We start from the raw sequence: 21,514 nt of genomic DNA on the forward strand, positions 1-21,514 counted from the left end.
GGGGATCACATGGCTCGCCAGACAAAAGCGCAGCGTGAATGGCGTCCGGGGATGCCGAAGAAGCGGCGTTCCATCAAGGTGATGTTCGCGTCGACCGTGCTCCTGCTGGAAGCCTTCGTGGTGCTGTTCGCTACCCTCGTGGTCTTTGGTTTGCGCTCCGACACGATTCCGATAGGGGTCATACTCGGCGTCGGTCTTGCGCTCAGCGCTGTGCTCATCGTGGCCTGTGCGTTCCTGACGAAGCCGTACGGAATGTTGCTCGGCTGGGTGCTACAGGTGCTGATTCTTGCGACGGGGATTGTCGAGCCGATGATGTTCCTCGTCGGCATTCTCTTCGCCCTGACCTGGCTGTACGGCATCCGGACGGGTGCCCGGCTGGACCGCGAGAACGCGGAGCGTGACCGGCAGCAGGCTGAATGGGAGCAGGCAAACCCATCCGGCGGTGAGGGCACGCAATCCCTTTAGTAGAGTCAACGGTGGACATGGCCGGGTGCCCGGCCGAACCTGACTCGATTGAAGGAAGAAAAAATGAGTGCTGAGCAGACCCTGATCCTGATCAAGCCCGACGGCGTTGCCCGCGGTTTGACGGGAACAATCCTGTCCAGGGTTGAGGCGAAGGGTTACAAGCTCGTCGACCTCAAGCTGGTGAACGCTACCCGGGAAATCCTTGAAGCCCACTACGCTGAGCACGTGGGCAAGCCCTTTTATGAGCCGCTCGTCGAGTTCATGTTGAGCGGACCGGTCGCTGCCGCTGTCTTCGAAGGAGAACGTGTGATCGAGGGATTCCGCTCGCTCGCCGGAACAACGGAGCCGACGACGGCGGCTCCCGGGACGATCCGAGGAGACTTCGGGCGGGACTGGGGTCTCAAGGTCCAGCAGAACCTCGTGCACGGCTCTGATTCGCCGGAATCGGCGGAGAAGGAAATCTCCATCTGGTTCAGCTGATCGGCGGATCCTAGCGGGGGAGACCCATGGAGTCCCGTGCTGATTGGTAGCGTGGGGGCCATGATGGAATACCGCAGACTTGGCACGTCAGGATTGAGCGTTTCGGTGGTCGGCCTGGGTTGCAATAACCTGGGCCGGCCCGGAACTGCTTCCGAATCACAGCGCGGCGCAGCAGCCGTCGTGAGCGCGGCTCTCGACGTGGGCATCACGCTGTTCGACGTTGCAGACTCCTACGGACGGTCGCCGGGGATCAGCGAGGAACTGCTCGGGCGGTCGCTCGGCCGGAACCGCGACGATGTCATCGTTGCAACCAAGTTCGGGCTCGATCTCAAAGGAGTCAACGGTCCGGACTGGGGTGCACGGGGTTCACGACGCTACATCCTGAAAGCTGTCGAAGCGTCACTCAAGCGGCTGAATACGGACTGGATCGACCTCTACCAATACCATGCTCCGGACCCGGCGACGCCGATTGACGAGACCCTCGCTGCTCTGGACCAGCTCGTGCAGAGCGGCAAGGTCCGGTACATCGGGCACTCCAACTTCGCCGGATGGCAGGTTGCGGAGGCTGAGTATGTAGCCCGTCAGCTGGGCACTACGCGCTTCATTTCGGCCCAGAACCACTACAACTTGCTGGAGCGGTCCGTCGAGCGTGAGGTCATTCCAGCTGCCCGATCCTATGGTCTCGGGCTGCTTCCCTATTTTCCGCTGGCCAACGGGCTCCTCACCGGGAAGTACGGTGCCGGGAAGGCACCGGAAGGCAGCCGTCTGACGCACACCCGGACCAATCTGTTGGACCAGGCCGACTGGGATCAGTTGGCGGACTTCAGTGCCTACGCCCGCGCTCGCTCATTGACTGAACTGGATGTTGCGTTTTCCTGGCTCGCGAGCCGGCCGACGGTGGCAAGTGTCATCGCCGGAGCAACAAGGCCCGAGCAGGTACGTCAGAATGCCGAAGCGGTCCGCTGGGTACCGTCCGACGCTGACTGCACGGAACTCGAACACATCTTCCCGGCGCGGCGGTAACCGGCCGGGAAGATGGGACCATGGCGGCGTTCAGTGGAAGGTGCGTCCATTCACCCGCTCGGATGCTCCCACCCTGTCGAGGTAGGGCGTGATGCCGCCGAGGTGCATGGGCCAGCCGGCACCGAGAATCATGCACAGATCGATATCTTCCGGCCCTGACACGACCCCTTCCGCCAGCATGCGCCCGATCTCATCCGCGAGCGCGTCCTGCGTGCGGCGCAGGACCTCCTCGCTTGATGAGGGCGAGGAACCGAAGGTGAGCAGCGCGAGAGTGGACTCGGGCACTACATCGTTGCCGGCGTCGTCCTGTTCCCAGAGTCCCTTCTTTCCGGCGTCGATGAGAATCTGCTGATTCTTGGAGAGGTAGAAGCGTTCCCCGAAGGCATCATGCAGGGATTCCTGCACATGCTGACCCACCGGCAGCCCCACCAGCGCAAGCAGCTTGAACGGCGTCATCGGCAGACCGAGAGGCCGCAGCGCCTGATCGGCTGTTGCTGCGTCTGTACCCTCGTCGAAGGCTGCCGTGATTTCGCCGAACATGCGTCCCAGAACCCGGTTCACGACGAACGCAGGAGCATCCTTCACAAGGACCGCGTTCTTCTTGAGCTCTTTCGCTGCGGCGAACGCCGTAGCCAGAACCTCGTCGGAAGTGCGCGGCGCCTTGACGATCTCAAGGAGCGGCATGGCAGCTACCGGGTTGAAGAAGTGGAAACCCACCACGCGCTCGGGGTGCTGGAGGTCCTCGGCCATGGCTGCGACGGAAAGTGACGAGGTGTTGGTCGCCAGGATGCACTCCGCGGAGACCACCTCTTCAACCTCCGCGAAGACAGACTTCTTGACGCTGAGCTCTTCGAAGACGGCCTCAATCACAAAGTCGGCGTCCGCGAAGGCGTCCTTCGAGACGGAACCGGTGACGAGCGACTTGACACGGTTCGCCTTATCCGCGGACAGCCGCTTTTTGGCCAGCATCCTGTCCACTTCGGCGTGCACCCATCCAACGCCCTTGTCCACGCGTTGCTGATCGATATCGGTGAGAACAACGGGAACGCTCAACTGCCGTGCAAAGAGCAGGGCAAGCTGGCTCGCCATCAGGCCGGCGCCGACTACCCCTACCTTTGTCACGGGGCGGGCAAGTGAACGATCCGGCGCGCCGGCCGGACGTTTGGCCCGTTTCTGTACCAGTTCGAGGAAGGCATACACGGTGTCGTGGAATTGCGGCGTGAGCATCAACTCGGTCAGCGCTTCACACTCCGCTGCGGCAGACTCCGCCTGGGATCGGGTCCTGGCCGCTTCGAACAGGTCCAGCACCTTTCCCGGCGCAGGAGCAGCGTTGGACGTTTTCGCCTCAACGAAAGCGCGGCCAGCTGCGACTGCGGCCGCCCACTCACCGTCGTCGTACCGCGACAGCGCAGCGCGGCGGTCAGCGATGCCGGACGAGTCCCGCAGAACCTCCGCAGCCCAGCGAATGGACTGCTCCAGGAAATCGGCGGGTTCAAACAGGGCATCGGCGATTCCCGCCCCGTGGGCGGTCCGTCCATCAAACGTGCGGTTGTTGCTCAGCGGGTTTTCGATCATGATCTTCACAGCGGTGCGGGGACCGGTCAGGCGGGGGAGTCTGTAGACGCCGCCCCAACCGGGAACCAGCCCGATGAACGCCTCTGGAAGGCCGATTCCGTTGGCTCCTGCGGACACCGTGCGGAAGTCGGCAGCGAGAGCAATTTCGAGCCCTCCCCCCAAGGCGACGCCGTTGATGAAGGCGAAACTCGGGACCCCCAGTGAGCCCAGCAGGTTGTACGCCGAATGTCCCAGTTCCGCCATCAGCGTTCCGTGATGGGCGCTTTTCAGTGACTTGACCGTCGACAGGTCTGCCCCGGCCGCAAGGAAGTAGGGTTTCCCGGTCACGCCGACGGCGGCGATCTCACCACCCGCCGCGCGTACTTTCAGGTTCTCGAGTGTGCGCCCGAACTCGATGAGCGTGCTGGGTCCCAGAGTGGTCGGCCGGCTGTGATCCAGCCCGTTGTCGAGGGTGATCAGGGCCATGATGCCGGACCCGCCGGGCAACTGCACATCCTCGACAAGCGAGTGGGTGATGACCTCGTCAGGCACCAGGGCGGCCAGTTCCTCGAACCGATCGAAACTCATGCTGCGTCCTCCGTCGTATTCCCTGAATAGTCTGCGTGATGCGGGTTTTCCCAAATGACCGTTCCACCCATGCCGAGTCCTACGCACATGGTGGTGATGCCGTACCGGACCTGGGGGTCTTCCTCGAACTGCCGCGCCAGTTGCGTCATGAGGCGTACCCCGGAGCTCGCCAGCGGATGTCCGAAGGCAATCGCGCCGCCGTAGCGGTTGACCCGCGGATCGTCGTCGTCAATGCCGAAGTGATCAAGGAATGACAGGACCTGCACGGCGAACGCTTCATTGATTTCGAACAGGCCGATGTCATCGATGGTCAGCCCGGCCTGCCTCAGGGCCTTCTCGGTGGACGGTACGGGTCCAATTCCCATGACCTCCGGTTCGACGCCGGCAAAAGCATAGGCGACCAGGCGCATCTTCACCGGAAGGTTCAGCTCTGCCGCCGCATCAGCGGAGGCGAGCAGTGCAGCGGTGGCGCCGTCGTTGAGCCCCGCAGCATTGCCTGCGGTGACTCTGCCGTGCGGGCGGAATGGCGTCCGGAGTGATGCCAGGTCCTCGAGCGTGGTGCCTGGGCGCGGCGGCTCGTCCTGCTGGTTCACAGTCCAGCCCGATCCGGGCTTCCTTCCCGCAACCGGGACAAGGTCCGGCTGGATTTGGTTGCGCTCATACGCGTCCGCAACCTTCGCCTGGCTGGCCACGGCGTATGAGTCGGCGCGCTCCTTCGTGATGGCAGGGAAGCGGTCGTGGAGGTTCTCCGCCGTATTCCCCATGTTCAAGGCCGCTGGGTCCACAATGCGCTCGGCGAGGAACCGGGGGTTGGGATCGGCATCCGAACCCATTGGGTGGTTGCCCATATGCTCGACGCCGCCAGCGACCACAATGTCATATGCGCCGAACGCGATCCCGGATGCGGTGGTGGTGACAGCGGTCATCGCCCCGGCGCACATGCGGTCGATGGCGAACCCGGGCACGGTGCGGGGGAGCCCGGCCAGGAGAGCGGCGGTCCGCCCGATGGTGAGTCCCTGATCACCCGTCTGGGTTGTGGCAGCGACGGCGACGTCGTCGATCCGCTCGGGCGGCAGGGAGGGGTTGCGTCGCAGAAGCTCCCGAATGCATTTGACCACGAGGTCGTCAGCCCGGGTGCCCGCGTGTATCCCCTTTTCTCCAGCCTTCCCGAATGGGGTTCTGACACCGTCGACGAAAACAACGTCCCTGATCTGTTGCCGCGTTGCTGTGGCTGGTTTGGGCACAATCGCTCCTCGTTGAGTTGGTGGATCAGGCCCCTATGTTACTCGCGGGTAACATCACGCTGCAACAAGTCCGGTGCACTAGGTTGAAGGCCGCGCCTGCTTCGGCTGCAGAGGGTCCGGATCCAGGAAAGCAACCGTGATGACCGCTGCGACATGCTCGATCTGCCACGGACGAGCTCCGAGGTCGGCGAGCGCCGCGGAAATGGTGTCAAGATCGGTCGGCGTGGGTGGGCGCCACGCCAACCGTCGCAGGTAGTCGGGCGTAAGAAGGTTCTCCACCGGCATGTTGAGTTTGTCGGCCACGGCCGCGACTCGTGGTTTGGCGGTTTGGAGGCGAGCGGCAGCGGCAGGGTCTTTTTCCGGCCATACCCGCGGAGGAGGCGGCGCATTGGTCGGAAGCTGCAGTTCGGGGAGGTCCCGCGAAGCGCGGGCAAGGGCGATGCACCGCAGCCAACGCGGCGCCTCACGTTGCGCCGCCCGTCCGTGGAAGCCATTGACGGCCAGCAACTGCGGGACAGTCTGCGGCATTGCTTTCGCTGCAGCCACAATCGCTGCGTCGGGAATCAGGCGGCCCGGAGCGACGTCCCGCTTCTGCGCCAGAGATTCGCGTTCCTGCCAGAGTTCCCGGACAGCCGCCAGCTGCCGACGGTCGCGCACCTGATGGACGCCGGACGTGCGGCGCCAAGGATCTGTTTTCGGCGGTGCAGGCGGCGAGGAGCGAATGTACTCGAACTCTTCCTCGGCGATGCGGAGCTTGCCGTCCTGCTCGAGTACTTCCACCAGGCGGTCGCGCAGCTCGACGAGCACCTCGACGTCCAGGGCTGCGTAACGAAGCCAGGGCTCAGGCAACGGGCGCTGCGACCAATCCGCTGCGGAATGCTCCTTGGCCAGCGTGAAGCCGAGCAGGCGTTCGATGACCGCAGCCAGTCCTACGCGCGGGAAGCCGGCGAGCCGGGCTGCCAGCTCCGTGTCGAACAATTTGTCCGGCCACATGCCTAGTTCCGAGAGGCAAGGGAGGTCCTGGGAGGCGGCGTGCAGGATCCACTCCACCCCTGAGAGGGCGTCATTGATGCTGCGCAGATCGCCGAAGGGTTCCGGGTCGATGAGCCAGGTCCCGGCGCCTTCCCTGCGGATCTGGACGAGGAAGGCACGCTGCCCATACCGGAATCCGGAGGCGCGTTCCGCATCCACTCCGGCCGGTCCTGTTCCGGCGGCAAGCGCCCTCGCCGCCCGCTCAAGCCCTGCCGGCGTGTCAATAACGAAAGGAACGCCGTCCTTGGGCTCGTCCAGCAGTGGCAGCACGGCGACTGAGCCTGGGGTGGTATTGCCGGAGTCGGGGGTTCGGCTGTCAGGCTCGGAGTGCACGGTCATGATGATGCAAGTCTAACCGGGCGGCACCGGCGCTCCGGCGGATTGCACCGCCCGTGCGGCGGGAGTCGTTGTCGGTGGCCCGCCCCGGGGATCAGTTGCGGCGCCTGTTAGGGAGCGCCGCCACGCCGTCCGGGAGGGGAGGAAGTCCCGCGAAGGTGCACACCATGTCAGCCCAGGCTTCCAGATGCTTCTGGACACTGCCGGAGTCAGGAGTCCAGGACGCGCGCAATTCGATGTCGATCGTGTCGACCCGGTCGGCAAGGGAACCGTAGCTTTCGGACAGTATTCGGGTTGCGGTGCCCCCCGCCGACCTGTATCCGGCGTCGTGATTCTGGAGTGCTTCAACCAGCCAGGTCCACGCCACGGATCCGAGGAGCGCGTCGTTTCCCATGTCGGGCTCGAGCTGGGCACGGATATAGGTGACTATCCGGAAAGTACCGTCCCAGACTTCGGATCCCTCGGGGTCGTACAACAGGATGAAGCGTCCGGTTGCAAGCTCTTCGGCGCGATCATCGTGTTGGAGGGCTGCCCTGGCGGGTCCATGGACAGGAAGCGGGCCTGGCTGGGCATCCTGAAGTACCTCGGCTCCGAGGGCGACTGCGAAAGGTGCAAGTCGGGAGGGAGCCGGTATTTCGTCGAGGCGAAGCTCGTTACGGCATTTCGCCCGCCGCAGACCGGCCAGTGCATTCAGGAATTCAGGAGGAACCTGCGAGAGGTCACCAATAGCGCTCACCCTCGCAGGTTAAACCCCAGGCAGCGTTGGCCTCATCAGCCACGCCGCAGGAAAGGATTCCGTTCCTGCACGCCGGATGCAAAAATACAGCGGCCGGGCCGTCAGGACCGGCCGACCTCGCGGCGGATCGCGTCCGCGAACGCATCGACGTCCTCTTCCGTGGTGTCGAAAGTGCACATCCACCGGACCTCGCCGGTTGCCTGATCCCAGTCGTAGAAGCGGAACTGTTCGCGGACCCTGTCGGCAGCCTCAGGCGGCAGGATGGCGAAGACGGCGTTCGCCGTCGTCGGCTGCGTGAGTTGCACGCCGTCAATAGTGGAGACGGCGGCTGTGAGTCGAGCCGCCATGGCATTGGCGTGCGTGGCCGAGCGAAGCCAGAGGCCGTCTTCGAGCAGGGCAACCAGCTGCGCCGAGACAAAGCGCATCTTGGATGCGAGTTGCATGTTCATCTTGCGGAGGTACTCAAGACCCGTTGCTGCTGCAGGATTGAGTACAACCACGCATTCGCCGAACATGATCCCGTTCTTGGTCCCGCCGAAAGAGAGGATGTCGACGCCGGCATCACGCGTGAAGCTGCGCAGCGGCATGTCCAGGGCAGCGGCGGCGTTGGCGATGCGCGCTCCGTCCATGTGCAGGTGCATCCCGCGGGCATGCACGTGGTCGGCAATGGCGCGTACCTCCTCGGGCGTGTACAGCGTCCCGAGTTCGGTAGTCTGCGTGATCGACACCGCGAGCGGTTGCGCCCGGTGCTCATCCCCCCAACCCCAGGCTTCCAGGTCGATCAGTTCCGGCGTCAGCTTTCCATCGGGAGTCGGCACCGCCAGGAGCTTCATCCCGCCGATGCGCTCCGGAGCCCCGTTCTCATCCACATTGATGTGTGCCGTCTTGGCGCAGATGACTGCGCCCCAGCGGGGGAGCAGGGACTGCAGGCTCAGGACATTGGCGCCCGTTCCGTTGAACACAGGATAGGCGACGGTTCCCTCACCGAATTGCTGTTGCATCAGCTCCTGCAGGCGCTGGGTATAGACGTCCTCCCCATAGGCGACCTGGTGGCCCCCATTGGCGGCGGCAAGCGCGGCGAGCACCTCGGGGTGCACGCCGGAGTAGTTGTCCGACGCGAAGCCGCGCACGTTGGGGTCATGGAGACGGGCGGTAGCAGAGATGGTGTCAGTCACGGATCCAGTATCTCGTATCGGGGCGAACGGTTTGGGGCACATCAGCCGGCCAGGCTGAGGCGCTGACCGTTGATGGTCCCCGCCTCACGTGCGAAGAGGCCGGTCATGGTCGCAGCGAGGTCCGAGACATGCGTATAGCCGGGGAAGCGGCGGTCGGGGCGTTCGGCCCGCATCTTCTCGTCCAGAAGTGCTTTCACGACCAGTATGGAAGCGGCCGCCCGGGTACCGGTGGTTGTTCCGACACCGGTGAACTCCTGTGCCACTGCACGCACCCATGTCTCGGCGGCGGCCTTGACCGCCGCGTACGACGCGCTGTCCGCACCCGGTGCGTCGACTGCCGTGGCCGACACGATTGCGAGCCTCCCACGGGCCGATGCGGCCAGATCGGCGACGAACACCCGAGATGTGTTCCGCAGAGTGGTGAGAACGGAACGGTGAAGGAACTCGTAGTCCTCGTCCGATTGCCCGGCAATCCCTGTCCCTCCCCGCCATCCACCCACCAGGTGCATCAGGCCGTCCACCCTGGTGCCGTCGGCGTGGAGGTCACCGGCGAGCGACTGGACTGCATGAAAGTCCGTGAGGTCGCAGGTGCGCATATCGAGGGACGGAATGTGTCCGAGCGAGCGCTGCAGGCGCCCGGTATCGGATCCCACTGCGATGACATGGGCGCCGGCTGAGGTGAACGCCTCGGCCGTCGCTATGCCTGCCTGACTGGTGGCTCCGGCAACAAGGATGTGGAGGCCGGAGAGATCGGGTGATTCTGTCACGCAGTGGCTCCTGTGATTCCCGCGGTGGATTCGATGACGTCCTTCATCTTCCTATCCAGGGCCTCGAAGAACATCGACAGAGGGAATTCGTCATCAAGGACGGCGTCCGTGAGCCCGCGTGGAGGACCGTCCAGGGGCAGCGCGTCAGCACCCTTCGCCCAGACCGATGCCGGATGCGGGGTGACAGTTTCGGATACCAGTTCGTACGCCGCAAGCCAGTGGGCGATCTTTGGCCGGTCGATCGACCGCCAGTACAGCTGCTGGATCTTCTCGCCCAGTGCAATGACGACGCCGGGAACTTCCTCCCAGTCGATGGTCAGTTTCGTATCGGTCCAGTGCAGGACATGGTTCTGGTGCAGCCAGGCGAACAGCAACTGGCCACCGAGGCCGTCGTAGTTCCGTACCCGGCTGCCTGTGATCGAGAAACGGAAGATGCGGTCGAAGATGACGGCGTACTGCACCAGGCGGGCGTGGCGGCGGGCCTCATCGGAGGCATCGTCGTCGGCTGCTATCTTGACCGACTCTGCGAAAGCCGTGAGATCACACCGCAGCTCTTCGAGCGAGTACAGGAAGTACGGCATGCGCTGCTTGATCATGAACGGGTCAAAGGGAAGATCCCCGCGCATGTGGGTGCGGTCATGAATGAGGTCCCACATCACGAAGGTTTCCTCAGCCAACTGCTGATTCTCGATGAGCTCCCGGGCCTCGTCGGGCAGCTCAAGCTGAGTGATGTCGGAGGCGGCCGTCACCACCCGGCGGAAACGTGCCGCCTCCCGATCAGCGAAGATGGCTCCCCATGTGAACTTGGGTGTCTGCCGTACCGCAACGGTCTCGGGAAAGAGCACTGCCGAGTTGGTGTCGTAGCCGGGGGTGAAGTCAAGGAAGCGGATGGGAACAAAGAGCTTGTTCGAGTAATCTCCGGTCTCGAGTTCCGCAATGAAGTCCGGCCAGAGGACCTCGATCAACACCGCTTCGACGAAACGGTTGGAGCTCCCATTCTGGGTGTACATCGGAAAGACGACAAGGTGCCGCCGTCCATGGACGCGGTCGAGCTGGGGCTGGAACTCGATCAGCGAATCAAGGAAATCAGGCACCTGAAGGCCGCCGGCCTTCCACCCCTCAAGGTCGCGGATCAGAGCTTCGTGGTAGGTCGCGTCGTGAGGGAAGAGCGGACCGAGCTCATTGAGGGACTCGATGATGGTGTCAACGTGCCCGCAGGCAACAGCAACCTCTGCCCGGTCAGCTATTGAACCGTCCTTCGCCTGCAGGCTCTGCAGACGAATTGCCGCGCTCTTGAGCGCTTCCCAGGCAGGAAGCCGCTCGGGATGGGCGTCGTGCAAGCGGACTTCGGCGTCGAGGGTCTGGGTCACTTTTCCTCCTTGAAGGGGTGGCTGTTCTGTTGCTCCCGAGCGTAACAACAGAACAGCTGAACTGATCCTCAAACGGAGCACTGATAAGAAACTCTTATTCTGGCGTACCCGCGATGCAGCTGGAGATGCAGGAGACCTTGAGGATGCTTCCCGTCACGGCGGGGCCGGACTCTAGGACTGACTTCAGTCCTGGGGGATGAGCCTCATCGATACGGAGTTGATGCAGTAGCGCTGGTCGGTCGGCGTGCCGTAGCCCTCGCCCTCGAAAACATGGCCCAGGTGGGAATCACAGCGGGCACAGCGGACCTCAACGCGCTCCATTCCGAGGGTTCGGTCCTTGATGTACCGAACCTTGTCCTCGGCCAGCGGTGCCCAGAATGAAGGCCAACCACAGTGGGAATCGAACTTTTCGTTGCTCGTGAAGAGTTCGTGGCCGCATGCCCGGCACTGGTAGACGCCCTTGACATGGGTGTCGTGGTACTCGCCGGTGAAGGGCCGCTCGGTTCCGGCCTGCCGCAGCACGTAGTACTCCTCAGGCGTCAGTTCCCGGCGCCATTCCTCGTCAGTCTTCTCGATGGGGGTGTTGTCGGTGGAGGATGCTGATTCTGATGTGCTCATAGTTGCCTCAACGCCTAGGAGTCCCCGATAAATCCCGACCCGGCATACAGATGAAGGACAGGAACGCCAAGCTGGTCCTGCGCGCGGTTTGCCCAGTCCCGATGGAGTGTGTCCGCCACAGCATGCGGGCGCGTGATGACGACGGCCTGACGGGCTCCGCTCTGCCTGACCGTGCTGACCATTTCTTCGACGGCGTTGCCCCGTGCAGTCAGCCCGTCCGCCTTCAGCCCGGCGTTTCGAAGCGCAAGGAGCGATCTCTGCAGGGCCTGGTCGGCCGTCACGCGAACCTCGTCGTCGGAGGGCCGGTGGGACAGTCCGTGGAAGGCCTCGCTGATCTCGAAGAGGCTCAAATGGTGGAGAAACTCCCCGAGCACGTTCGTGTGACGGTCTTCCGGTATCAGCACGGTATAGACGGCGTCACCGCCGTCAACCAGGGCGGAGAGATGAGAGGCATCCGCCTCGGTGAGCGGCACTTCAGCGAGCACGACGATCGTTTCCTCCATGTCCCAACCCTAGACCCCGGCTCGTCCCGCAGCTATAGAGGACAGGCGACACTCCACGTGACGGACCGTTTCCGCCGGTGCTGTTTCCGTGGGCAAGAATAGGACCATGCCATTCACCACTCCTCCGGCTGCCGTGGACCGTCAGGCATGGCTTCGCTGGGCCGTCCTTGGAATCGGAACCGGTGCCGCTGTCAGTTCCGTTGTCGCTGGAGCCACGTCTGCGCTGGCGGCGCACTTCGCCAAGGAGGTAGTAACTCCCCGCAGGCGGGATGAGAACCTCGAGATCCTGGCCGTGGTGCAGACCGGCGACGGTCTGGAAGTGATCCTGCCGGCCAACGAAGACACCACGATAGAGGGCACGTACAGTCTCTACTTCGACGGCGGGCGTGGCCACGCCCGGATCGGAGCAATCCGGTCGTTCGTGCCGCGGGAGGGCACCGTGCAGCGCGAGGTTGAAACCGTCTACGCGGGTGATATCCGTTCAGCGGTTCGCGGTTGGTGGAGCGGGGCTGTTTATCCTTCGCCTTCAGCTCTGGGCTTCGCGGACGAGAGCGTCGATGTGCCGGTCGCCGGCGGTAATGCTCCCGCCTGGCTGGTGCGTGCAGAAACCCCTTCCGACACCTGGGCCATCATGGTGCATGGCAGGGGAGTACAGCGCTCGGAGGGGTTGCGCGCGGTGCGCACCGCGCGGGAACTCGGCATGACCAGCCTGCTGGTGTCGTACCGGAACGACGGCGAAGCCCCCTTCGCTGCCGACGGCAGGTACGGGTTGGGCATCACCGAGTGGCAGGATGTCGAATCAGCGCTTGAGTACGCATTCGAAAACGGCGCTCAGGACGTTGTGCTCTTCGGCTGGTCCATGGGCGGTGCCATTTGCCTCCAGGCAGCTGACATGTCCCGGTATCGCACGCGGATCCGCGCGCTGGTTCTGGATGGACCGGTGATTGACTGGATGAACGTTCTCACGCACCAGGCTGAACTGAACCGCATTCCTGCTCCGGCGGGCAGACTAGGGCAATGGCTGATCTCGAACAGCTTCGGACGCGTAGTCACCGGCCTGTCAACGCCACTGGACCTGAAGAGTATGGACTGGGTCTCGCGGGCGGACCAGGTGACGGTGCCGACGCTGATCCTTCACAGCGAGGATGATGAGTTCGTGCCGGTGGGACCGTCTGCCGAACTGGCTGAACGCAATCCGACCTTCGTCACCTTCGAGCGGTTTTATCGAGCCAGGCATACCAAGGAATGGAACGTCGACCCTGACCGCTGGCACGCCGTCACAGCCGACTGGCTGCGGCGTCAGGTTTTCGGACGGACGGAGCCGAAGCGGACGCTAAGCCGCCCCTGATTCCCGGATCTTGCGCTTGATACGCCCCAGCATGGCGGCCATGCCTCGCATGCGCAGCGGCGTGATGGCCCGTGTCAGCCCCAGGCGCTCCGGCACGTCGTCGGGCACGGCGAGGATCTGCGCCGCCGGCAGCCCGTCCAGGCCTTCCTGGAGAACGCCGGCGAATCCGCGCGTTGTCGGTGCTTCCGGCGGGGCGGAAAAGAACAGAGAGACGGACCTTTCGCTGTCGTCGGCGATGTCCAGTGTGAGAAAGAGCGGGCTCTGGCACTCCACAACCTGCTCAAGGAGCTCCGGGTGATCCAGAAGATGCGCCGGCAGCGGAGGAAGACCGCGGGAAAACTCAAGGAGCAGCTGGAGCCGGTCCGGTTCGGACAGAGCCTGGAAATCGTCCACGATCTCGGCGAGCTGTTGGGGTAAAGCTGTGGTTTCCACTGTCATCCTCACGATTGCCCCGGGCAAGTGCCCGGGGCGCCTTCATTCCGTTAACTATCTCCGCCCGGCGGCTACTGGCGCTACACCTGGTTCAGTGCCCTTAACGATCGGCACGCGAACGACGTTGCCCCACTCAGTCCAGGATCCGTCGTAGTTGCGGACATTCTCGAACCCGAGGAGGTGCTGGAGCACAAACCAGGTATGGCTCGAACGCTCTCCAATGCGGCAGTAGGCAACAACGTCGTCGCCTTCCTTCAAACCTGCTTCGCCGCGGTAGATCGCATCCAGCTCATCCCGCGTGCGGAAGGTTCCGTCCTCTGCTGCTGCCCGGGCCCAGGGGACGGACACCGCTGAAGGTATGTGTCCGCCGCGAAGTGCGCCCTCCTCGGGGTATGCGGGCATGTGCGTTCGCGCCCCGGTGTACTCGTCGGCGGAGCGGACGTCGATCAGCGGGTTCCCGAAGTGATCAAGGACATCGGTCAGATAGGCACGGATGGGAGCATCATTGCGCTCGACCACCGGGTAGTCGGTGGGCTGTGGCTGCGGCACCTCAGTCGTGACGGGACGGCCCTCGGCGATCCACTTGTCCCGCCCGCCGTCGAGCAGCCGCACGTCCTCGTGTCCGAACAGGGTGAAGACCCACAGTGCGTAAGCGGCCCACCAGTTGGACTTGTCACCGTAAATAACAACAGTGCTGTCACGGGAGATGCCCTTGGCCGACATGAGACGTGCGAAACCTTCACCGTCAACGTAGTCGCGGGTGACCTCGTCATTCAGGTCGGTGTGCCAGTCGATCTTGACGGCACCTGCGATATGCCCGGTCTCGTAGAGCAGGACATCTTCGTCGGACTCAACGACCACGAGTCCGGGAGTGCCGAGGTTGTCCGCGAGCCACTGGGTTGAAACAAGCCGCTCGGGGTGCGCGTACTCTGCAAACTTGTCATGGGGGTCTGTTGCAACACTCATCCGTGGGAAGCCTTCCTGCATTGACGATTGCTCTTTCCCACCTAGCGTAACCACGGGCTCAGCTGATTCCTTCCGCCGTAGTCACAGGACGCCATAATGACGGCACCGTGAACACCGGAGATACCCGTGGCTGCCCGGCTACTGACGTATCCTTTCCTAGCACGGCTTCTGACGGCCTGCTTCCTCGATCGCCGACGAAAGACGCATTCATCTGTGGCCACCATTGAGCATCTGACCCAACGATCGCCGCAGGTTTCGGTGGACGAACTTTTGGACGGTTTTTTCCCCTCACAGCGTTTCGGGACCGTGTCCTTCGACTCGTACCGGCCTGACCCCCAGCAGCCGTCCCAGTCCGCGGCCGTGAAGGAGCTTCGGCACTTCGCCTCGACAGTCAATGCACCCAAGCCGAGTGGGCTGCGCAAGTTCTTCGGTGGACAACGTGAGCAGAGCCGAGCCGGTATTTATATGGACGGCGGATTCGGTGTCGGCAAGACGCACCTGCTCGCTTCGCTGTGGCACGCCGCCTCCGGCAAGAAGGCCTTCGGCACCTTCGTCGAATACACCAACCTTGTGGGCGCTTTGTCCTTCAGACGCACGGTCGATGCATTGAGTACCTACCAACTCGTCTGCATCGACGAGTTCGAATTGGATGATCCGGGCGATACGGTGTTGATGTCACGGCTCATGCGTGAACTTGCTGACGCGGGCGTCAAGCTCGCCGCGACATCCAATACGCTTCCGGGATCTCTCGGCGAGGGCAGATTCGCTGCGGTCGATTTTCAGCGGGAAATTCAGGTTTTGGCGGACCAGTTCGAGGTCATTCGTATCGACGGCGAGGACTACCGCCACCGCGGCCTTCCTGAAGCTCCGGCCCCGCTGTCGGAGCAACAGGTTCGCCGCCAGGCACGCCACTTCCCGGACGACGTCACCGTGGCCGAAGACCACTTCACCGACCTGATCAAGCACCTCGCCGGCGTCCACCCCAGCCGCTACCGCCAGCTTATTGACGGCATCGACGCCGTTGCCTGGCACGAGGTACAGACCATCACCGAGCAGGCCGTGGCGCTGCGGTTCGTCGTGCTTGCGGATCGCCTCTATGACCGTGATGTTCCTATCCTCGCCAGCGGGGCACCCCTGAGTGATCTCTTCACGCAGGAGATGATGACGGGTGGACACATGAAGAAGTACTACCGTGCCGTTTCCCGCCTGACCGCCCTGGCACGTCAGGGCGCCGAAACCCAGGGCTGACTCGGCCTTTCCGTGCTGCAGATGCGCCAGGAGGGCCTGCGGGCAAGTCAGAGAACCTGAGGGTATGACAAAGGCGCCGACGCTGCCTCGCGGCAGGGTCGGCGCCTCCTTGTCGTGCTAAAGGCTGTTGTCGGGCCGAAGTGTCGGGGAGTCGGATGCCGTCCTGACTCTCAACGATGTCGACCGTCGAGGAGGCCCTGGGCTAAACGGGAGAGATCTTTCCCGAGTTCCGGCCCATTTCGGCTGCCTTGTCCTTCAACTCTCCAGCCCTGCCTTTGAGCCCGTCTGATACAGACACAGGCACCTCCCTTCTTTCATGTGGAACCCGTTGTTCCACCGCATCCACCATCATAAGGAGGCTTTTTACGAAGGGAAAGAGTTCGGGCTTTCGCCCTCAGCATGATTCATCTTGCCGCCCGCATGGCAGTGTGACACCCTGAGCGGGCCGAACTGGCACCCGGACGAGGTGCGCCGTACCCGGTGAGCGAAAAGACGGCGTTGAAGGAGCGGTTGACCATGGCGTGGGTTGTACTGGTGGTTTCGGGAGTGCTTGAGGCAGTGTGGGCTACAGCTCTCGGGAAGTCTGAGGGGTTCAGCAGGCTCGGTCCCACGGTCGTCTTTGTGATCGGACTGGTTCTGAGCATGGCGGGTCTGGCTTGGGCGATGCGTACTCTGCCGACGGGAACGTCGTATGCCGTGTGGGTGGGTATCGGCGCAGCCTTGACTGTCACCTACGCAATGCTTTTCGACGGCGAAGCTGCGTCGCTGCTGAAGGTTCTGTTGGTGCTCGGAATCGTCGGATGCGTGATCGGACTGAAGGTTCTCCACTAGCGCCTTCGGGAAAACAAGGCGGCTCCATCCATGAGGATGGAGCCGCCTTGTTTTAGATGGTCAGAGCGGACGACGGGATTCGAACCCGCGACATCCACCTTGGCAAGGTGGTGCTCTAGCCAGCTGAGCTACGTCCGCGAAAAGGCGCCTCTCAAGGAGGCGCCTTGCGTGGGCGATACTGGGATCGAACCAGTGACCTCTTCCGTGTCAGGGAAGCGCGCTACCGCTGCGCCAATCGCCCAGGTCTTGCAGTTCACCGTATGGAGGTGGGGACGGGATTCGAACCCGCGTATACGGCTTTGCAGGCCGCTGCCTCGCCTCTCGGCCACCCCACCGTGCCCCACTAAAGCGGGATCCCTGGCCGAAGCCAGCGAATACAGTGACTTGCGAGCGGACGACGGGATTCGAACCCGCGACATCCACCTTGGCAAGGTGGTGCTCTAGCCAGCTGAGCTACGTCCGCAGAGAAAATGGCCGAGGATTTAGGGTTTCCCTATTCCCTTCGGCGTCTTTCCAACGAGTAAAAACAATATCGGAGGAACAGGGGTTCGTCCAATTGAGGGTCGTGCGGAGCGCCTCCGGCAGATATCGCACCGATGCTATATAAGGCGCCGTCGGGCACCTAAGGTCTGTCGGGCGGAAGAAGTGTCAGACGGGGGTGACACACTGGATATATGACCGAGCCGCTCCTCGCGCACGCCACAGAACGCGGGCGCATGTATTCCAGATCCGTTTCGGAGCCACCCCTGGTCCCCTCGATCACCACCGTCATCTCGCAGTCCCAAAGCGCCTCGCTGGGGGGATGGTTCGGGTATATGGCAGCGAGTGCTCTTGCCCAGGACCCCCGCCTGCCGTCGTCGCTCGGCAATCCAAGCGAGATGCGTGCCGTGATCCAGGACGCTTCGAAGGCTGCTGAGCGTTACCGCGACGACGCAGCACAGCGAGGTACACGGGTTCACTTCTATTGCGAACAGGTTGCCCTACGCGATCTGGGCCGAGAACATCGCGCTGACGAGGCCCGCGCAGAGCTGGCGCAGCACGGCGAGGAAGGATTCGCGGCCCGTTTCGACGAGTGGTGGGATCTGTACCAGGTAAGGCCCATAGCGCCTGAGATCACCGTCTGGAACTCGGAACTTGGTTACGCGGGAACGCTCGATCTCGTGGCAACGATCGCGGGGCGCCTGTGCATCATCGACTTCAAAACCCGCGCTACAGACCGCGACGGCATGGTGAAGCCGCTCGATGAAAAGGTGGTCATGCAACTCGTCGCCGGCATGAAAGCACAGGAATCTCTCGTGGATCCCCGAAGCGGCTCCTGGGAAGCATGGAAGTACGGGAATGACCCAATCCTGCTCGGGGTCGCTATCGGGCAGACCGAGGTGCGGGCGCACCGGGCCAATCCGCAAGTACTCAAAGAGCACTGGTTCAAGTTCTGCGCCCTCCGGCGCGCCTGGGAAGCTGGGGGGAATGCAGCTGACGCAGGTCAACCGCTGCTGGCTGTGCCGCCGCCCCCGCGCCTCGAAGCCGGCACGTCCACCGGCTCAGGGGCCGCACGACCCGCGGGAACCGTTACAACCTCACAGGCGCCTGGAGTTGCCCAACAGGGTTACGTGCCTCCGGCGGATGCACCGGTCACAGCGATAAGCAGCTGACGCGAGCAGCCTGACCTAGACTTGACCAAGCATTTTGGGAGTTTCGTCGGATGTTGAATTGCGCCGACCGGACCTCCCGTACACATTCAACGACCGACAGGTGAGGACACACGACCGGATGGCGGTTCTGAGTATCAGGATGATCGGGGACCCCGTGCTACGGACACCCGCAGTAGAGGTAACCGAGTATGGTCACGAGTTGGCCCGGTTGGTTCAGAACATGCTCGAGACCATGCACAGCGTTCGGGGTGCGGGCCTGGCGGCGCCGCAGGTAGGGGTCGGTCTGCGCGTCTTCACCTACGCGGTTGACGGGGCGGAAGGTCACGTTGTCAATCCTGAGCTTCTCAGCGCCGAAGGCGTGCAGAATGACGATCAGGAAGGCTGCCTCTCCGTTCCCGGGATCGGATTCGCGTTACCCCGCGCTGAGCTTGTCCAGCTTCGGGGGTTCGATGTCACGGGCCAGCCGATGCAGCTAGAGGCGGAGGGAATGCTGGCCCGCTGCTTTCAGCACGAGAGCGACCACCTCGATGGGCGCCTCTACATCGACCGGCTTCAGGGGGACGATCGCCGGGCCGCCATGCGTGCCATCCGGCACTCCCAGTACAACGCGGTCACCACGGACACCCTCACCAAGCGATCCTCAAGTGTGGGTTCGGTGTTCGGCATCGGTGGGCCTTCGAGCGGCCGGCGGAGGACCGGCGCATGAGAGTACTATTCGCCGGCACGCCGAAGGTTGCAGTGCCCTCCCTTGCCGAACTCCGCCGCGCGGGACACGAGGTGGCTGCTGTCCTTACCCGCGAAGACGCTCCGGTTGGTCGGAAGAAGGTCCTGACGCCGAGCCCGGTCGCCGAGGCAGCAAGCAAACTCGGCCTGGAGGTCATCAAGGCGAACCGCATCGACGGGCCCGTTATCTCGCGGCTCGCGGCGCTGGACCTGGAGGCCGCGGCCATTGTTGCCTACGGGGGACTCGTTCCCGCTGCCGCGTTGCGGGTTCCAAGACACGGTTGGATCAATCTGCACTTCTCACTGCTTCCCGCCTGGCGGGGTGCGGCCCCCGTCCAGCACGCGCTGATCAACGGTGATGACATCACCGGCGCCTCAACGTTCCTTCTCGAGGAGGGCCTGGATACCGGACCCGTCTTCGGCACATTGACGGAGACCGTCCGCCCTGAGGACACCAGCGGAACCTTGCTCGACCGGCTGTCGGAAAGCGGCGCTGTGCTCCTGGCACAGACCCTGTCGGCCCTTGAGCAGGGACGCGCCCATGCTGTCCCACAGCAGGGCGAGGTGTCGCTGGCTCCTAAGCTCGCAAGCCCTGATGGGCGGATTCGGTGGACCGACCCCGCGCTTGCCATCAAGCGTCGGATCAGCGGCGTCACGCCGGAGCCAGGGGCATGGACGGTGCTGGGCGGGCAGCGGTTCAAGCTCGGCCCGGTTCGGCTCCGCCCCGACGTTTCAGACGTTCCGCCCGGCGTCGTTCTCGATAGGGATGGAGCGGTGCTGACAGGGACCGGATCACACGCCGTCGAACTGACGCTGGTTCAACCAGCGGGACGCACCATGCTCGCCGCCCCCGAGTGGTTCCGCGGTGCACGTCGAGAGGATCTGGAATTCGAATGACACCTGAACATCATCCCGGCGGTCAGAGTCGGCGCAATGAGCGGGGACGGGAGCGCAATAGGTCGGGCGCCCGCAAGTTCTCGGCCACAGCGCCCTCCGAACGCACCAGGCGGGCCGATCCTGCGCGGCTGGCAGCCTTTGAGGTTCTTCGAGCTGTTGCAGTTGATGATGCCTACGCCAACCTGGTACTGCCCAGCAGTATCCGCAAGCACCGCCTTGGCCGCCAGGATGCCGGGTTCGCCACAGAACTGGCCTATGGCGCGCTGCGAGGCCAGGGCACCTACGACGCAATCCTTGCGTTGTGCGTCGACCGCCCGCTCGAGCAGCTTGACCCGGCCGTTCTCGACGCCCTGCGCCTGGGAGTCCACCAGCTGATGGCCATGCGGGTGCCTCCGCACGCCGCCCTTGACCAGACAGTGGGCCTGGTGCGGGCAGTGATTGGTGCGGGGCCTTCCTCCCTGACCAATGCGGTGCTTCGAAAGGTGTCACGCAAATCCTTCAGCGAGTGGATCGAGGTCCTCACCGAGGGTGTTGAGGATCCCGTCCGGGCCAGCTCCCTGCGGCACAGCCACCCCGAGTGGATAGTCCGCACCATGAGGCAGAGCCTTGTAGGGCACGGGCGCCCCGTTGCCGAAATCGATGACTTGCTGCAGGCAGACAACGCTGCTCCGATCGTCAACCTTGTCGCGTTGCCCGGTATTGGATCGCTCGACGAAGCTCTTGCGGCAGGCGCCCGTCCCGGAGAGCTCGTGGATGACTCCGCACTGTTCGCCGCCGGTGATGTAGGGCGGCTCGAGTCCGTGCGCTCCGGCGAGGTGAGGGTGCAGGACGCCGGCTCCCAGATCGTCGCGCGCGCGCTGGCCGCCGTCGAGCTCGACGCCCCATCAACGGTTAATGAGGAATGGCTGGACCTCTGCGCCGGACCCGGAGGAAAGTCGGCCCTGCTCGCTGCCATAGCTGCCCAACGCGGCCACAGCCTCGTCGCAAATGAGCCTGCAGAGCATCGCGCCGCGCTGGTCCGTCAGGCACTTGCGGCTGTTGACCCGGCTGTATGGACCGTTCGCGTGGGTGACGGCCGCACTATCGGGGAGGCTTACCCGGACGGGTTCGACCGCATCCTCGTTGACGCGCCGTGCACGGGACTGGGTGCGCTACGCCGCAGGCCCGAAGCCCGCTGGCGCCGCAAGCCCTCGGATCTTGCGGAACTGGGACCGCTGCAGCGCGCTCTGCTGGCTGAAGCCCTTGACACGGTCCGCCCGGGCGGCGTCGTGGCGTACGTCACCTGTTCACCGCACCCCGCCGAGACCACCGCCGTCGTTCAGGACGCACTGCGCGGCAGGAAAGGTTTCGATCTTCTCGACGCTGGGGAAGTTCTTGACAGCGTGAGCAGGAGCAGTCCGCTTGGCGCAGGACACGAAAAAACCGCGCAGCTGTGGCCGCACATCCACGGCACGGACGCGATGTTCCTCGCCCTGATCCAGCGAAACGCGGACTGACATCCCACGGACGCCGTCCCTACTGAAAGG

The 21,514-nt window shown here is 63.7% G+C and carries 21 protein-coding genes, 4 tRNA genes and 1 riboswitch; of the genes, 10 read left to right on the forward strand and 15 right to left on the reverse strand.

The window, feature by feature from the left end:
* Window positions 1-9: 9 nt before the first annotated feature.
* The 3 genes from RIF85_RS00605 to RIF85_RS00615 all read left to right on the forward strand — a co-directional run bounded on the left by RIF85_RS00605 (window position 10) and on the right by RIF85_RS00615 (window position 1,968).
* Entirely contained in the window at window positions 10-465 is a 456-nt protein-coding gene (locus RIF85_RS00605; RefSeq protein ID WP_309069966.1) for a DUF4233 domain-containing protein, read from the forward strand.
* 63 nt (window positions 466-528) lie between these two features.
* Entirely contained in the window at window positions 529-945 is a 417-nt protein-coding gene (ndk, locus tag RIF85_RS00610; RefSeq protein ID WP_309069967.1) for a nucleoside-diphosphate kinase, read from the forward strand.
* 60 nt (window positions 946-1,005) lie between these two features.
* Window positions 1,006-1,968 carry an aldo/keto reductase gene (locus RIF85_RS00615; protein WP_309070036.1) on the forward strand — a complete coding sequence of 321 codons (963 nt, stop codon included), beginning with the start codon at window positions 1,006-1,008 and terminating at the stop codon, window positions 1,966-1,968.
* A gap of 30 nt (window positions 1,969-1,998) precedes the next feature.
* On the opposite strand, the gene RIF85_RS00620 is transcribed toward RIF85_RS00615, so the two are convergent.
* The 9 genes from RIF85_RS00620 to RIF85_RS00660 all read right to left on the reverse strand — a co-directional run bounded on the left by RIF85_RS00620 (window position 1,999) and on the right by RIF85_RS00660 (window position 11,891).
* Window positions 1,999-4,110: a 3-hydroxyacyl-CoA dehydrogenase NAD-binding domain-containing protein gene (locus tag RIF85_RS00620; RefSeq protein WP_309069968.1), complete on the reverse strand. Its 2,112-nt coding sequence runs from the start codon at window positions 4,108-4,110 to the stop codon at window positions 1,999-2,001.
* Window positions 4,107-5,354: an acetyl-CoA C-acyltransferase gene (locus RIF85_RS00625; protein WP_309069969.1), complete on the reverse strand. Its 1,248-nt coding sequence runs from the start codon at window positions 5,352-5,354 to the stop codon at window positions 4,107-4,109. The genes RIF85_RS00620 and RIF85_RS00625 overlap by 4 nt, the downstream gene beginning before the upstream one ends.
* A gap of 78 nt (window positions 5,355-5,432) precedes the next feature.
* Window positions 5,433-6,725 carry a ribonuclease D gene (locus RIF85_RS00630; protein ID WP_309069970.1) on the reverse strand — a complete coding sequence of 431 codons (1,293 nt, stop codon included), beginning with the start codon at window positions 6,723-6,725 and terminating at the stop codon, window positions 5,433-5,435.
* A gap of 91 nt (window positions 6,726-6,816) precedes the next feature.
* Entirely contained in the window at window positions 6,817-7,449 is a 633-nt protein-coding gene (locus RIF85_RS00635; protein ID WP_309070037.1) for a DUF3000 domain-containing protein, read from the reverse strand.
* Between the two features lie 110 nt (window positions 7,450-7,559).
* Window positions 7,560-8,675 carry a low specificity L-threonine aldolase gene (locus tag RIF85_RS00640; protein ID WP_309069971.1) on the reverse strand — a complete coding sequence of 372 codons (1,116 nt, stop codon included), beginning with the start codon at window positions 8,673-8,675 and terminating at the stop codon, window positions 7,560-7,562.
* On the reverse strand, window positions 8,675-9,400 hold the full coding sequence (locus RIF85_RS00645) for an SDR family NAD(P)-dependent oxidoreductase (RefSeq protein ID WP_309069972.1): 726 nt from the start codon (window positions 9,398-9,400) through the stop codon (window positions 8,675-8,677). Before RIF85_RS00645 ends, RIF85_RS00640 begins: the two co-directional genes overlap by 1 nt.
* A complete protein-coding gene (locus tag RIF85_RS00650) occupies window positions 9,397-10,770 on the reverse strand; it encodes a DUF6421 family protein (protein WP_375164815.1) in 1,374 nt (457 codons plus the stop codon). Before RIF85_RS00650 ends, RIF85_RS00645 begins: the two co-directional genes overlap by 4 nt.
* Window positions 10,771-10,953: 183 nt before the next feature.
* Complete coding sequence (gene msrB, locus RIF85_RS00655) at window positions 10,954-11,388, reverse strand: peptide-methionine (R)-S-oxide reductase MsrB (RefSeq protein WP_309069973.1); 435 nt, start codon at window positions 11,386-11,388, stop codon at window positions 10,954-10,956.
* Window positions 11,389-11,402: 14 nt separating this feature from the next.
* Window positions 11,403-11,891: a hypothetical protein gene (locus RIF85_RS00660; RefSeq protein ID WP_309069974.1), complete on the reverse strand. Its 489-nt coding sequence runs from the start codon at window positions 11,889-11,891 to the stop codon at window positions 11,403-11,405.
* 106 nt (window positions 11,892-11,997) lie between these two features.
* Between RIF85_RS00660 and RIF85_RS00665 the strand changes: the two genes are divergently transcribed.
* A complete protein-coding gene (locus tag RIF85_RS00665; protein WP_309069975.1) occupies window positions 11,998-13,239 on the forward strand; it encodes an alpha/beta fold hydrolase in 1,242 nt (413 codons plus the stop codon).
* On the opposite strand, the gene RIF85_RS00670 is transcribed toward RIF85_RS00665, so the two are convergent.
* Together RIF85_RS00670 and RIF85_RS00675 are read right to left on the reverse strand one after the other, a co-directional pair.
* Window positions 13,225-13,677 (reverse strand): SufE family protein, encoded by a 453-nt coding sequence (locus RIF85_RS00670; RefSeq protein WP_375164390.1) that lies wholly within the window; start codon window positions 13,675-13,677, stop codon window positions 13,225-13,227. The two genes, RIF85_RS00665 and RIF85_RS00670, sit on opposite strands and share 15 nt — an antisense overlap.
* A gap of 48 nt (window positions 13,678-13,725) precedes the next feature.
* Window positions 13,726-14,637, reverse strand: coding sequence for a sulfurtransferase (locus RIF85_RS00675; protein WP_309069977.1), 912 nt, complete (start codon window positions 14,635-14,637; stop codon window positions 13,726-13,728).
* 213 nt (window positions 14,638-14,850) lie between these two features.
* Between RIF85_RS00675 and zapE the strand changes: the two genes are divergently transcribed.
* A complete protein-coding gene (gene zapE / locus RIF85_RS00680) occupies window positions 14,851-15,885 on the forward strand; it encodes a cell division protein ZapE (protein WP_309069978.1) in 1,035 nt (344 codons plus the stop codon).
* A gap of 439 nt (window positions 15,886-16,324) precedes the next feature.
* Window positions 16,325-16,387, forward strand: a riboswitch (guanidine-III (ykkC-III) riboswitch).
* Window positions 16,388-16,401: 14 nt separating this feature from the next.
* Complete coding sequence (locus tag RIF85_RS00685) at window positions 16,402-16,716, forward strand: multidrug efflux SMR transporter (RefSeq protein ID WP_309070039.1); 315 nt, start codon at window positions 16,402-16,404, stop codon at window positions 16,714-16,716.
* A gap of 64 nt (window positions 16,717-16,780) precedes the next feature.
* On the opposite strand, the gene RIF85_RS00690 is transcribed toward RIF85_RS00685, so the two are convergent.
* From RIF85_RS00690 to RIF85_RS00705, 4 genes are all read right to left on the reverse strand, one after another.
* A tRNA-Gly gene (locus tag RIF85_RS00690) sits at window positions 16,781-16,854 on the reverse strand.
* A 31-nt stretch (window positions 16,855-16,885) separates the two neighbouring features.
* Window positions 16,886-16,957: transfer RNA gene (locus RIF85_RS00695), tRNA-Val, on the reverse strand.
* 20 nt (window positions 16,958-16,977) lie between these two features.
* Window positions 16,978-17,051 (reverse strand) — tRNA-Cys (locus tag RIF85_RS00700).
* A 54-nt stretch (window positions 17,052-17,105) separates the two neighbouring features.
* Window positions 17,106-17,179: transfer RNA gene (locus tag RIF85_RS00705), tRNA-Gly, on the reverse strand.
* Between the two features lie 211 nt (window positions 17,180-17,390).
* On the opposite strand from RIF85_RS00705, the gene RIF85_RS00710 reads away from it, so the two are divergent.
* The 4 genes from RIF85_RS00710 (at window position 17,391) to RIF85_RS00725 (ending at window position 21,484) form a co-directional block, all read left to right on the forward strand.
* Window positions 17,391-18,368, forward strand: coding sequence for a cytochrome (locus tag RIF85_RS00710; protein ID WP_309069979.1), 978 nt, complete (start codon window positions 17,391-17,393; stop codon window positions 18,366-18,368).
* A gap of 118 nt (window positions 18,369-18,486) precedes the next feature.
* Window positions 18,487-19,074: a peptide deformylase gene (gene def / locus RIF85_RS00715; RefSeq protein WP_309069980.1), complete on the forward strand. Its 588-nt coding sequence runs from the start codon at window positions 18,487-18,489 to the stop codon at window positions 19,072-19,074.
* Window positions 19,071-19,988 (forward strand): methionyl-tRNA formyltransferase, encoded by a 918-nt coding sequence (fmt, locus tag RIF85_RS00720; RefSeq protein WP_309069981.1) that lies wholly within the window; start codon window positions 19,071-19,073, stop codon window positions 19,986-19,988. The genes def and fmt overlap by 4 nt, the downstream gene beginning before the upstream one ends.
* A complete protein-coding gene (locus tag RIF85_RS00725) occupies window positions 19,985-21,484 on the forward strand; it encodes a transcription antitermination factor NusB (protein WP_309069982.1) in 1,500 nt (499 codons plus the stop codon). The genes fmt and RIF85_RS00725 overlap by 4 nt, the downstream gene beginning before the upstream one ends.
* Window positions 21,485-21,514: the final 30 nt, after the last annotated feature.

Origin of the sequence: Arthrobacter sp., from assembly GCF_031179385.1 — a bacterium.
Lineage (GTDB): Bacteria > Actinomycetota > Actinomycetes > Actinomycetales > Micrococcaceae > Arthrobacter_D.